Here is a 13,134-nt window from a genome sequence, read left to right as displayed (position 1 = left end):
AAAAATTACCTTTGCAAGTAAGGAGTGAAAAACAGAGGGGAGCGGTGGTTGTGATTGAAAAAATATATAAATAATGGTATACTCAACAATATGTTAATAGTATGGAGGTTGTTATGAATATTGCACTTTTAACTGCTGCAGGAAGCGGCACAAGGACACATCAAGATTTACCTAAACAGTTTATACATGTGAATAATAAGCCAATTATTATTTATACTTTAGAAGCATTTCAGAAACATCCGAATATTGATGTGATTGAAGTGGTTATTTTAAAAGGGTGGACGGAAGTATTATGGGCGTATGCTAAACAGTTTAATATTACAAAATTAAAACATGTTGTAGAGGGAGGAAGTACGGGCCAAGAGTCTATATACAATGGGTTAAAAGAAATAGAAAAATATTATGATGAACAGGATGTTGTTATGATACATGATGGCAATCGTCCACTGGTTTCTCAGGATATTATTACGGATAGTTTAGTAACATACCAAGAGCATGGATGTGCTGTTGCGGCAATACCATGTACAGAAGTTGTATTTATTAGTGAAGGAAGGGAAGCATCTAATACATCTATACCAAGAGAGAATTTGTTAAGGACGCAGACGCCTCATACTTATAAATTGAAAGATATTTTGAATGTTCATAAGGATGCAAAACAAATAGGGATTTCAAATACTGCAGCATCCTGCTCCCTTTTTGAAAAATTTGGTATAAAATCATATTTTTCTTTAGGATCTGAAAAGAATTTGAAAATTACAACAGTTGAAGATATTGAAATTTTCAAGGCATTGTTAAGTGCAAATAATGATGAATGGATTAAATGAAAATCCTAATCCCCCAGCTATGCTGGGGAGAATGGAGTAAGCAGAAGCGTGTATGATATCAATAAAAAACCTCCTATGATACAATGAGAATGGTATCGCAAGCCAAACTCAAACATAGGAGGTGGTCCTTATGGACAATAAGAGTTTATCACACACAAGATGGAAATGCCAGTACCATGTAGTTTTTATACCTAAGTATCGCAAGAAAGTGTTATATGGGAAATTGAAAGTTGATGTACGAGAAATACTTAGCATCTTATGCCGCTATAAAAATGTGGAAATAGTAGCAGGAGCAGTATGCGATGATCATGTACATTTAAGTGTAGCGATTCCACCTAAAATCAGTATATCAGATTTCATGGGATATTTGAAAGGAAAAAGTACATTAATGCTATATGATAGGCATCCCGAATTACAAAGTAAGTGGGATAAGGCATTTTGGGCAAGAGGGTATTACGTAGAAACAATTGGTAATATTACAGACGAAGCAGTACAGAAGTATATTAAAGAGCAAGCAGAGGATTCAAGAAAAGAAGATTCAAGAGGTGCCGCTTTATAGCGGACCAGTAAAAGTGCTTGCGATACCGCCCTTCGGGGCGAGCAGTAACAATAGCCCTTTGGAGGGCTAAGGCTAAACCACCACTTGAAGTGGTGGTTGTAACTAAATTTTAAAGGCGAAAAGAGAAAAATGAATGTGGAATAGTACTATTTACAAAGAAGAGATTAAAAAAGTGTTATCAACAAATTTCCCATGGGAAAAATTTAGGGGAAAAAATATATTAGTTACTGGTGCTACGGGTTTAATTGGGTCAACTTTAGTTGATTGTTTAATTGAGTTGGAAAAAGAAAGAAAATTAGGTATAAATATTTATATCTTATGTCGCGATGCAAATAAAGTTAAGAAAAGATTTGGAGATATAATTAAATTGACATATGTTCATGTATTAATTCAAGATATATGTGATGCGTTGCCAAAAAAATATCGATTTGATTTTATAATTAATGCAGCGTCTAATGCGCATCCCGAATCATATGTTTTATATCCGGTAGAAACGATAAAGACAAATATAACAGGAATGATAAATATTTTAGAATATGCTAAAGAAAACTCAGTAGAAAGAGTCCTTTTTATATCATCTTCCGAAGTATATGGTGAATATATAGATAGTGATAACATGAAAATAGAAGATGTGTATGGGATAGTAAATCCTTTAAAAGTAAGGTCTTGCTACCCCGAAAGTAAGAGATTAGCGGAAACCTTATGTGTATCCTATTTAAAAGAATACAACGTTAATTCTGTAATTGTAAGACCTGGCCACATTTTCGGCCCCTTTTTTCAAGAAGATAATACCAGAGCGGATATTCAATTTTTTAAAGCAGCATTAAAAAACGAAGATATAGTAATGAAAAGTAGCGGGAAGCAAAAACGGTCATATTGTTTTGCTTTGGATGCTATTCTAGCGATTTTTTACGTTATTGTTTTTGGGGAGAATGGAGAGGCTTATAATATAGGGGGATATGAAAAATATACAACAATAATTACGTTTGCGAAAAAGATTGCCGAACAAGCCAACGTTGGATTGCGCATAGAGTTACCTAATGTAATTGAAAAAAGTGGATATACCAAAATTACAAATTCATCTTTAGATACAAGCAAATTATTAAGATTGGGTTGGAAACCTAAATATACACTTGAAGAGGGTATTCGACTAACACTTGATATATTAAAAAATAAAGATTAGGAGAATAAAATGGCAGAAATTTATAAAGATTATGCTCCAGAAGTTTTAAAACATTTACAAGAATTGGAATTAGAGATATTAAAAGATTTTTGTAATCTATGTGAAGAATATAATATAGATTATTTTGGCGTTGGAGGGACAAGCATAGGTGCAGTTAGGCATGGCGGTTTTATTCCTTGGGATGATGATATTGATATTGGGTTATTAAGAAAGGATTTTGATAGATTTATAAAAATAGCAAAGAAGAAAATGGGGGATAAGTATGAAATTCTAAATGCAGAAACAGATTGCAATTATCCCCTGATGTCGACGAGATTAATGCTGAAAGGAACAGAATTTAGGGAGGAGTGTTTTAGAAAATTACCATGTAAAATGGGAATCTTTCTGGATATATACTGTTTCGATAATATATCTAATAATAAAATAAAAATGCGAATACAAGGAGCGCGTGCTTGGTTTTGGGGAAAGTTGATGGTCTTATGTGCTGTCGATGAACCGGTATTATATTTCGGAGGATGGGAAAAAAAGATTATTCTTTTGGTTAGTAAAGTAATTCATAATATTTTCATGATGTTAAATATAACTCCTAATGTCTTTTATAAAAGAGCTAAAAAGATTATCTTAAAATATAGTAAGTATAAAACAAAGAATGTGGCTTATTTTTTTGATCCTACTCCTTACACCAGTATTATTTCGGTTTCCGATATATGTCCAACTAAAAAAATGCAATATGCAGGACTGGAAGTCAGGTTTCCAAGCAATATTGAGGAATATTTAAAAAATAGGTATGGTAACTATATGGAATTACCGCCGAAGGATAAAAGACATAATCATCCTCCTTATAGGTTGGACTTTGGTATATACAATAATAAGAGAGGAGAGATAAATTAATGAGTACTATTAATATCTCTATTATCATTCCGGCATACAATGCTGAAAAATATATTAGTGAAACCATAGAATCTATCTTGTCTCAATCTATGCAGTCCTTTGAAATAATAGTAATTAACGATGGGTCACAAGATAGGACTCAGGAAATTGTTGAAGGATATCGTGATAAAAATCCAGATAAAATAAGAATCTTTTATCAAAAGAATCAAGGTCAATCTGCAGCAAGAAATAATGCACTCGAATACGTGAGAGGAAAATACATAGCATTTATAGACGCTGACGATAAAGTGGCTGATTGGTATTTGGAAGAACTCTATAATGCTTCAGAAAAAGAAGATGCTGATATTTCTGTATGTGCCTATCAGAAGTTTGATACGGATACAGGTGAAATCACACTTAAAAGATATACAGAAGACTGGAATGTAGAGTTTAGGCCTGGATACAATCATGTATTTCAGTATTCTCCCTGTGCCAGACTTTGTAAGACATCTTTTGTTAAAAAGTATGGGTTTAGATTTAGTGCTGGAGAGCAGTTAGAAGATGGCCCGTATTGTATGATGATAGATTTATTATCATCTAGGACTGTTATAATTAATAAAATTGGCTATTATTATCGTGTTTATCAAGATTCTGTTATGGGAAATGTACGGAAAGGGAAAAAAAGACCTAAGGTGCCCTATAAGGGAATTGAAAGTGCGATTAAAAAAGTAAAGGAAAATACTAACGATAAAATAGTTTTGGATATGTTAGAATTTTGTACAGTTAAGATACTTACGGGATTGGTAACTAATATGTATAAAAACTGTAATCAACAAATCAGAAAAGAAATTTGCAAGTATTGTTATTATATTATTCATAAATATTTTCCTGATATTAATAGGAATCCTTTTATAAAGTTGCGATGTTTGGATAAATTACCTTATCAGCATAGAGTTGCGGTTAAATTGTTTGTAATTGCATACAGAATAAGAATGATTTATCCTTTTTCAACTTTTGTTGCAATATTGCTAAGGTTACAAGAAAAATTTAGTAGAGGAAAAGCATAACAAAGATATAGTTGGTTGTGTTATTTTGATAATGTTGAAAAAATGGATTGTGTGTACCAACAAGAATATAGACAAGAGAAGTGCGCTTTGGAATATGTTTTCAAGCATTCTGGGTTCTGCACAGTCTGCAGTTTTTTTGTTTGTTGTTACTCATGTTTGTGATACTGTCTATGCAGGTATTTTTTCCATAGCTACTACACTAGGATATCAGATTGTAACAATTGGAAATTATGGGATGCGCAATTATCAGGCTACGGATGTAAGGCAGAAATACAAATTTAGAGAATATTTATTATCCAGATATATTACAAGTCTTTTTATGTTGCTATTTCTCATAAGTTATATTGTTATTAAAGAATATAATATCGAAAAAGCGATGATAATATTTGTGTTTGGCATATTTAAAGCGATTGATGTAATAGAAGACGTATTTCATGGAGAATTTCAAAGATATAATCGTCTGGATATTGGTGCAATTTGTATGTCAATTAGATATGTAATCTCTTTTGCTGTATTTGCTATAATACTAGTTATAACAGAAAATTTATTAGTGGCATGTATTTGGGAAACACTAACTTCCATATGTGTATTTATATATCTAACATATGAAGTAGTAAAGCCAAAAAAAGTTCTTAAGATTAATATAAAAAACGCTTTAATTCAAGCCAAATTGTTATTGAATGAATGCTTTCCGCTCTTTTTAGGCGGCTTTTTATACCTTTATATTTGCAATGCGCCAAAATATGCTATAGATAACTGCTTATCCCAAGAAAGTCAAGCTTATTTTGCTATACTTTTCATGCCTGTATTCATTGTAAATCTTCTTAGTGGTTTTATATATAGGCCATTATTAACAAGAATGGCAATCTGTTGGGTGGAAAAAAGAAATAAAGAATTTGTACACATAATTAGTCGGCAAGTAGTATTTATTATATTAGCTACAGTGCTGGGTATTGTTGGGGCATATTTCATTGGTGTTTATTTATTATCATGGATTTATGGCGTAAATATTAATGTATACCGAGATGCCCTGGTTATTTTAATGCTTGGAGGTGGATTTGCTGCAATAACGGGATATTTTATGAATGTTTTAACGATAATGCGCTTACAAAAAGTAATGCTAATTGGATATTGCATAGTGGCAGTTATCTCAATAATAATTTCTAATTTGTTTGTTGTTAATTGGGGAATTTTGGGGGCATCTATGTTATATGTAATATTAATGCTATTGCTGACAATGTATTTTGTTATGGTTATATTAATACACAAGAATTATAGAAAATAAAGAAGTATAAAATATTTAGATTATTTAAGAAGTTTCTAATGTTAATATAACAATTGATATGGATTTATAATTCAACTGTGATGTTATTTATAAAAGCCTATATCAGCCATAGGGCATTTAGGAATAGTAAATATACTATTATGTATATAATTGTCTATATGGTAGAATGGTAGACAAGTTCATTTTATCTCAAAGCCTGACAGAAATTAATAACTTATAATTTTAGTAGTGATTGGGGAAATCATTAAGAATTATGTGGAAGTTAACGAAAAACTACGATATTATGTTGAAAAGAGTTACATACATAAAACGGTTTGTAAAAACAAATGAGAGGATAGCGAGTTGAATAAATATTTTGATATAAAGACAATCAAATTTTTAATGGTAGGTGTAGTAAATACAATAGTGGGGACTGGAGTAATGTTCATTGCCTATAATATTTTTTCGGCGAGTTATTGGTTTTCGAGTGCGTTAAATTATATTATAGGAAGTATTGTTAGTTATTTTTTGAATAGATATTTTACATTTGAGTATAAGAAAAAAAATAAATTAGTAATGGTGAAATTTGTAATCAATATAAGTATTTGCTATTTATTAGCATATGGGGTAGCACAAAAAGTGATTTTTTTCTTATTAAGCAGTTATCCTATAAAAATAAAAGACAATATTTCAATGATGGCAGGCATGGTACTATTTGTTTTAATTAATTATTTTGGTCAACGATTATGGGTATTTAAAGAATAGTAAAGATAGAAAGATTAATAGTCGGAAAAATTATAACAAAAAAGTGATAGATTTAAATTAAAAAGAGGTTTATATTAATCAATTCTCTTATCACTATTAAATATATATTAATAAAATGAGAAGTAGAGAAGATTTAAATAAGTAAAGTAGGAGAAGAAAATGAAGGGTGATAATCATACTTTTGTTATATGTGCATATAAAGAAAGTCCTTTTTTAGAAGAATGTATAAAATCATTATTGAAACAGACGGTTAAAAGTAAAATTGTAATGATAACTTCTACGCCGAATGAATTTATTAGACATATAGCGGATAAATATTCTCTTCCGGTTTATTACAATTCACAAGGGGGAATAACACAGGACTGGAATTTTGCTTATAGCGTAGCGAATACGGATTATGTAACAATAACCCATCAAGATGATATATATTATTGCCGCTTTGTGGAACGTGTTTTAGAAAAAGTAAAGGAGGCAAATGAGCCAATTATTACTTTTACAAATTATTTGGAAATAAGAGAAGGACAAGAAGTAAGAAAAAATAAACTTTTAACTGTGAAAAGGTTAATGTTGGTACCTTTGAGATTTAGATTATTACAGAAAAGAAAAATAGTAAGAAGAATGATATTGGCGTTTGGCTGTCCGATTTGTTGTCCTTCTGTTACAATTTGTAAAAACAAAGTGAAAAAGCCACCTTTTCAAGTTGGATTTCGTTCAGATGAGGATTGGCAGGCGTGGGAAAGATTATCTCATATGAATGGAGAATTTATATATGATGCTCAGATTTTAATGGGACATCGTATACACAGTGGTTCAGAGACAACAGATATACTTAAAAATAATGAAAGAACAAGGGAGGATTACATAATGTTTAGAAAATTTTGGCCACATTTTATAGCCAAGAGGTTAGCAAAAATATATTCTATGAGTGAAAAATCTAATGAACTTTGATAGTTAAAAACTAAGATGAAAGGGTTAAGGGATATATAATATATCTAGGCAAAAAGATGGATAGATGGTTAAAGGAAAAGAAAAGGGTAATTAAAAAAGTTCTAATACTCGTTGTTGTATCAATATTTATTGGAGGATGTATATGTCTTGGTGATGCCGTCATAAAATTAGTAAGAACTGAGAATGTTAATAAAGAAAATGTTGATACATCTAATATCAAGGCAAAGGGGTTTGTGGAAGATGACGGTAGATATAAACTGCTTGCAGGACATAGTGGAAAAATCACTATAAACATAAATGCATATGTTAATAAATTTCAGTATTCATATATTACAAACGGATTTAATGGAAATATAATTTATGTTTATGAAGAAAATATATATGGTCAAGAAGAATGTACTAAAATTAAAGATAATTTATTGAGAGATATGCCTCGATCAGTTGTAAATATAAATAATAAAATTTCTAAAATGGTAATACAATTCGAAGATATAGAATCGGATGTGGAAATTTCAGAATTCGTAGTAGACAATTCTTTTAAGCCTAATCCATATTTGTTTTTTTTCTGGACAATTGGGAGTTTCTTCTTATTAAGTTTATTTGTATTTAAAAAGGAGTTTGCACAGCACCTTGCCATTTCTACAACTTTTGCTATTATGATGATTGGTGTAATTCTCTTGAGTTTGCAGCCGCCTTACTTCTACTCTTGGGATGAGCAGATTCATATGAAGAATATATATTCATTAGGAGTAACAGACATAGGTGAAAAACTTCCGGAAAGTGTCGCGTATTTGTATGATAACGTTCAGTTTATACAGGTAAATTCTATGGAAGAGCGATTAGATATGATGCGTATATTGGACGCAAAGAATAAAATGCAATCTCAGATGATCGATGAATATTCTTTTCAATTGAATAGTTCTGGATATATTATACAGGGAGGGATATTTAATTTATGCTCTATAGCAGGTTTGCCATTTTATATATGTATGCTTTTATCACGAGGTAGCAATCTTTTGATTTATGCGTTCGTTTTAGGTCTTGCGGTTAATCTTGTTCCAAGAGGCAAACGTTTGTTGTCTATATTTGCTTTGCTTCCGACACCAATGTTTCTTAGTACGGTTTTTACTTATGATACTATAGTGACGGCCTTTGTTATTTTGGGATTGGCAATTATACTAAGACAATTTTTAGAAAGAGATGAGAAATTTACTATCAAAATGCAATGTTTGTTTTTTGCCTGTATAGTAATTGGATGTCTGCCTAAAGCAGTATATGCGCCCCTTCTTTTAACCGGCTTTTTCGTGCCTAAGAATAAGTTTGAATCAAAGAAAAATATGTATGTGTTTAAAACATTTATACTCATTGGAGTCTTAGTGTTATTATCTACATTTGTCTTACCCACATTAATTTCGCCGAATGTATCAGGCGATGTTAGAGGTGGAGAAGATACAAGCGTGAGTCGACAGTTGATGTTAATTATGCATAAACCTCTGTCATATGCGCTGGTTTTATTAACTAATATTAAAGATACATTTGTAAAATACACGCTTGGCGCCGATGCAATTGGCCACTTTGCGTATTTTGGAATGAATCAGCAACCAATATTGTGTGCGTTGTTATTGGGAGGAGTTGTATTAACTGATTCATATAAAGAAAAGGAGGGATTGGAAAAAATTAATTGGAAACATAGATGTATAATCTGGGGGAGTATTGCAATTACAATTACACTGATTTGGACGGCAATGTATTTGAGTTTTACAGAGGTCGGTAAATTAAAAATTGCGGGTGTACAAGGTAGATATTACCTTCCTTTTCTATTTGCCCTTTTATTAATGTTTCAAACGGATAAAATTACTAATAGGATTAAAGTATACAATTATCAATTCATTATAATGGCGGTTGCCGGAATAATTACAATGCAACAAATGTATACATTGATATTAACGCATACTTGTTTATAATACTGATTGATGAGGTATTCAAAACTTGCATGTCGACAGTAAGAGTGATATAATGCTAAAGATATTAGAGTTTAGTATATATGATAAATGATTGGAGATTACAAAAAGAGTGAATGTCCAAACCTTAAATATTTTATGTAGATAGTGTAAGGCCAGCAGTTTTTATATGAAACTGCTGGTTTATGTGTGTAGACTATAGTATTATTAGGAGTAAAGGAGAAAATTTATGGTAGATACAAATAAAAATTCATTAGAACATACTCTGCTTGAGGTTTTGCGAGATTTAAATTTGAAGCAGGCAGAACTAAATGAACTTAGTGAACAAATGAAAAAACTCGAAGAAGAAGTAGAAAATTATAAAAGTATGTATGAAGATTATAAAGAGGCTGCTGATGATAGATGGGACAGGCTAAAAATCTATGAAGAGAATATAATTATTAAAAAATTATGTAGTTTGCAATTAAAATTAAAAAAAAAAGATAAAAATAAAGATTCGGTAGAAAAGGAAGAGGTGAGTTATAAACGAAAATATTGGGAATTATATACAGAATCAGAAAAAAATGATTTTTTAAACTGTCAGAAGAAATTAGAAAATGTAAAGTATAAACCATTGATAAGTCTTGTGATTCCTGTTTATAATACTGATTTAAGAATGCTGGATGAATTATTCTATTCAATTACAGAACAAATATATGATAAATGGGAAGTTTGTTTTGCTAATGGCAGTAAAGATAATATCGAATTAAACAAAAAGTTAAAAGATTACGCTTTACATGATAAGAGAGTGCATTATAGTTTACTTGAGAAGAATGGCGGCATATCTTACAATACTAATGAAGCTTTTTATCTTGCGGCAGGGGAATATATAGGAATGGTTGATCATGACGATTTGTTGGCTCCAAATGCATTAGCCGAAGTGGTTTTGGCATTAAATGCTAAGAGAGATATTGAGTTCCTCTATTCAGATCAAGATAAGGTTGATGAAAAAACCACCATGAGATTTGGGGCATTCTATAAACCTTTTTGGTCTAAGGAATTATTATATTCAGGAAATTATATTACTCATTTTTCAGTTTTAAAAAAATCAATTATAGAACAGGTGGGTCTATGGGATTCTTCGACTGACGGAGCGCAAGATTGGGACTTGTTTTTAAAGGTTACCGAAAAAACTGAGAAAGTATATGCAATACCTAAAATATTATATCATTGGAGGACTGCTCCAACTTCTACGGCATCATCTATGGATACGAAAAATTATGCTGCCGAGGCACAAATAAAATGTTTGCAAAATCATTTTAATAGAATGAATTACAACGCCAAGGTTAGTTTTTCTAGACCGAAGGATCTGCAAATTCATGTAGAATGGAATAACGATTTAAAAGGCAAGATATCTTTTATCATATGGGATGAAGGGGGGAATCAAGATCTTAATAGTTTTATATGGTTTGCTACAGAAAGTATTGGAGTGGAATTGAAAGAAATTATAGTAGTTTCTACTGATAGCGTAAGATTAGAGAGCATAAAAAAGAAATGTAAAAAACTAATTTGTGAAAGCCCAAATTATGCAGAGGGTTATAACAAAGGGGCAGAAGTGGCAGAAGGAGAAATACTGATATTTTCCATAGCCCAAGCACCGTCTGTAGCCCTTAACACATACCATGAATTGTCGGTATGGTGTAAACATCCAGAGATCGGGCTGGTTGGCCCTAAAGTATTAACTTCTCAAAAAGTGATAAATTCATTGGGAATAGTGTTAAATCAAGAAAAGCCCCAAGCACTATTTGGCGGACAAAAGGATGAGGTGGGAAGATTAACAGCATTTGGGACTACAGGATGGTACCGGAATGTGAACGCAATGAATTGGTACTGTTTTGCAATAAGCCGAGAAAAATATAAGGAGATAGGTAACTTTAACATTGATCTAGGACTGCTTTCTATGATTGATTACTGTATTCGAGTAGGAAGAAAATATAGGAATCTTATTAATCCCTTTGCTGTTGTACAATATAATTTGAATTATTCGAAATTGATTAGTGAAGAACGAAGTAACGAATATAAAAAAATATTAAAGGATTATAGAATGCCGGAAGTCGACAAATATTATAATCCTGTATTAGTAGAAAAATAAATATTTTATATTTATTGGAGGAAAAGATGTCACAATATATACAAAATTTTTTAAAATTTCAACCATTATTGAAAGAACTGGTGGCAAGAGATATTAAAATAAAATATAGACGTTCAGTTTTAGGAGTTTTATGGACTTTATTAAATCCATTATGTATGATGATAGTGCTGTCAGTGGTTTTTTCAAATTTATTTAAATTTGACGTAGAAAATTTTCCGCTCTATTTATTAAGTGGACAGGTTGTATTCACCTTTTTTTCTGATTCTACCACTAATTCCATGACAGCAATTATAAATAATTCTTCATTAATAAAAAAGATTTATGTTCCTAAATATTTGTTTGTACTTTCTCGAATATTTTCGAGTTTTATAAATTTACTTGCATCTTTTACAGCTTTACTGCTGGTTATGGTAGCTATGCGTGCAGAATTAACATGGACAGTACTATTGGTTCCAATTCCGCTGATGCTATTAGTAGTATTTTGCTTAGGAATAGGCTTGATTTTATCAGCAATTACCGTTAAGTTTAGAGATATCATGCATTTATATTCTGTGTTTACTACCGCGTTGATGTATTTAACTCCCGTTATTTATCCTATGTCTATTCTACCTGATTGGCTTGAACCAATAGTAAGAATTAATCCGATTACTAATATATTAGTTATGTTTAGGGATGTGATGTTAAATGACTCTATTTTAAATCCTATATCATTATTAGTAGCGATTATTGAGGCTGGGGTGGCTTTGCTAATAGGATTAAGAATATTTTATAAAAATCAAGATGAGTTTATATTGAATATATAGAGGAGTTAGACTATGGATAAGCAGGTAATGATAAAGGTAGATCATGTGTCTATGAAATTTAATCTATCATCAGAAAAATTTGATAGTTTTAAAGAATATGTTATAAAGAGTATAAAAAAACAAGTTTCCTATGATGAGTTCTGGGCTCTGAAAGATATTTCATTTGAAGTACTGCAGGGAGATGCGTTAGGATTGATTGGTCTAAATGGCAGTGGTAAAAGTACTATGCTTAAGACAATAGCAGGAGTGTTAAAGCCTACAAAAGGCATGGTTGAAGTAAAGGGAACGATTGCGCCTTTAATTGAATTGGGGGCCGGCTTTGACATGGATTTGACAGCACGAGAAAATGTTTTTTTAAATGGAGCTCTTTTGGGTTATAGTAGAGAGGAAATGCAGAAACATTATGATGACATTGTAGGATTTTCGGAGTTGGAAAATTTTATGGATGTACCTGTAAAAAACTTTTCTTCAGGTATGGTATCAAGATTAGCTTTCGCAATAGCAACTATTGGAATTCCAGATATTCTTATAGTAGATGAAGTTTTGTCGGTAGGAGATTTCAGATTTCAGCAAAAATGTGAAGAAAGAATACGTTTAATGATGGGGAAGGGAACTACCATTTTATTTGTATCACATAGCATTGATCAGGTTAAAAGTTTATGTAATAAAATTGCTTGGCTTGAGCATGGGCATTTAAAGATGTTTGGTGAAACAGAAGAAATATGTAACCAATATAGTCAATCATAAAGAGTAGAGGTA

12 protein-coding genes are annotated in these 13,134 nt (G+C 31.3%); all 12 read left to right on the top strand.

Features of this window, described 5'->3' with window-relative positions; all coding sequences use genetic code 11:
* Positions 1-113: 113 nt before the first annotated feature.
* The 12 genes from HDCHBGLK_RS18290 to HDCHBGLK_RS18235 all read left to right on the top strand — a co-directional run bounded on the left by HDCHBGLK_RS18290 (position 114) and on the right by HDCHBGLK_RS18235 (position 13,122).
* Positions 114-824 (top strand): IspD/TarI family cytidylyltransferase, encoded by a 711-nt coding sequence (locus HDCHBGLK_RS18290; RefSeq protein WP_039909344.1) that lies wholly within the window; start codon positions 114-116, stop codon positions 822-824.
* Between the two features lie 130 nt (positions 825-954).
* Positions 955-1,383, top strand: a complete 429-nt coding sequence (gene tnpA / locus HDCHBGLK_RS18285) for an IS200/IS605 family transposase (protein ID WP_004605464.1) — start codon at positions 955-957, stop codon at positions 1,381-1,383.
* A 133-nt stretch (positions 1,384-1,516) separates the two neighbouring features.
* Positions 1,517-2,566 carry an NAD-dependent epimerase/dehydratase family protein gene (locus HDCHBGLK_RS18280; protein WP_004605465.1) on the top strand — a complete coding sequence of 350 codons (1,050 nt, stop codon included), beginning with the start codon at positions 1,517-1,519 and terminating at the stop codon, positions 2,564-2,566.
* 9 nt (positions 2,567-2,575) lie between these two features.
* Positions 2,576-3,457: a LicD family protein gene (locus HDCHBGLK_RS18275; protein ID WP_004605466.1), complete on the top strand. Its 882-nt coding sequence runs from the start codon at positions 2,576-2,578 to the stop codon at positions 3,455-3,457.
* Entirely contained in the window at positions 3,457-4,503 is a 1,047-nt protein-coding gene (locus HDCHBGLK_RS18270; RefSeq protein ID WP_004605467.1) for a glycosyltransferase family 2 protein, read from the top strand. Before HDCHBGLK_RS18275 ends, HDCHBGLK_RS18270 begins: the two co-directional genes overlap by 1 nt.
* A 25-nt stretch (positions 4,504-4,528) precedes the next feature.
* Entirely contained in the window at positions 4,529-5,788 is a 1,260-nt protein-coding gene (locus HDCHBGLK_RS18265) for a lipopolysaccharide biosynthesis protein (RefSeq protein WP_039909345.1), read from the top strand.
* Positions 5,789-6,130: 342 nt separating this feature from the next.
* Entirely contained in the window at positions 6,131-6,532 is a 402-nt protein-coding gene (locus tag HDCHBGLK_RS18260) for a GtrA family protein (protein ID WP_039909346.1), read from the top strand.
* 159 nt (positions 6,533-6,691) lie between these two features.
* The gene (locus HDCHBGLK_RS18255; protein ID WP_004605470.1) at positions 6,692-7,480 is read left to right on the top strand and encodes a glycosyltransferase family 2 protein; all 789 of its coding nucleotides are present in this window, start codon (positions 6,692-6,694) and stop codon (positions 7,478-7,480) included.
* A 56-nt stretch (positions 7,481-7,536) separates the two neighbouring features.
* Positions 7,537-9,444, top strand: coding sequence for a DUF2142 domain-containing protein (locus tag HDCHBGLK_RS18250; RefSeq protein WP_004605471.1), 1,908 nt, complete (start codon positions 7,537-7,539; stop codon positions 9,442-9,444).
* 226 nt (positions 9,445-9,670) lie between these two features.
* Complete coding sequence (locus HDCHBGLK_RS18245) at positions 9,671-11,572, top strand: glycosyltransferase family 2 protein (RefSeq protein ID WP_004605472.1); 1,902 nt, start codon at positions 9,671-9,673, stop codon at positions 11,570-11,572.
* Between the two features lie 26 nt (positions 11,573-11,598).
* Positions 11,599-12,375 (top strand): ABC transporter permease, encoded by a 777-nt coding sequence (locus tag HDCHBGLK_RS18240; RefSeq protein WP_004605473.1) that lies wholly within the window; start codon positions 11,599-11,601, stop codon positions 12,373-12,375.
* A gap of 12 nt (positions 12,376-12,387) precedes the next feature.
* Positions 12,388-13,122 carry an ABC transporter ATP-binding protein gene (locus tag HDCHBGLK_RS18235; RefSeq protein ID WP_004605474.1) on the top strand — a complete coding sequence of 245 codons (735 nt, stop codon included), beginning with the start codon at positions 12,388-12,390 and terminating at the stop codon, positions 13,120-13,122.
* The last annotated feature ends 12 nt before the right edge of the window (positions 13,123-13,134 follow it).

The sequence above is a fragment of the [Clostridium] scindens ATCC 35704 genome, from assembly GCF_004295125.1.
GTDB lineage: Bacteria > Bacillota > Clostridia > Lachnospirales > Lachnospiraceae > Clostridium_AP > Clostridium_AP scindens.
Note: the sequence above shows the minus strand (reverse complement) of the source record. Positions and strands in the feature narration are given on the sequence as shown.

Bases quoted from the DNA above. Each gene is read 5' to 3' on its own strand.
- HDCHBGLK_RS18290 (WP_039909344.1), top strand. From the start codon at position 114: ATGAATATTGCACTTTTAACTGCTGCAGGAAGCGGCACAAGGACACAT.
- tnpA (WP_004605464.1), top strand. From the start codon at position 955: ATGGACAATAAGAGTTTATCACACACAAGATGGAAATGCCAGTACCAT.
- HDCHBGLK_RS18280 (WP_004605465.1), top strand. From the start codon at position 1,517: ATGTGGAATAGTACTATTTACAAAGAAGAGATTAAAAAAGTGTTATCA.
- HDCHBGLK_RS18275 (WP_004605466.1), top strand. From the start codon at position 2,576: ATGGCAGAAATTTATAAAGATTATGCTCCAGAAGTTTTAAAACATTTA.
- HDCHBGLK_RS18270 (WP_004605467.1), top strand. From the start codon at position 3,457: ATGAGTACTATTAATATCTCTATTATCATTCCGGCATACAATGCTGAA.
- HDCHBGLK_RS18255 (WP_004605470.1), top strand. From the start codon at position 6,692: ATGAAGGGTGATAATCATACTTTTGTTATATGTGCATATAAAGAAAGT.
- HDCHBGLK_RS18250 (WP_004605471.1), top strand. From the start codon at position 7,537: ATGGATAGATGGTTAAAGGAAAAGAAAAGGGTAATTAAAAAAGTTCTA.
- HDCHBGLK_RS18245 (WP_004605472.1), top strand. From the start codon at position 9,671: ATGGTAGATACAAATAAAAATTCATTAGAACATACTCTGCTTGAGGTT.
- HDCHBGLK_RS18240 (WP_004605473.1), top strand. From the start codon at position 11,599: ATGTCACAATATATACAAAATTTTTTAAAATTTCAACCATTATTGAAA.
- HDCHBGLK_RS18235 (WP_004605474.1), top strand. From the start codon at position 12,388: ATGGATAAGCAGGTAATGATAAAGGTAGATCATGTGTCTATGAAATTT.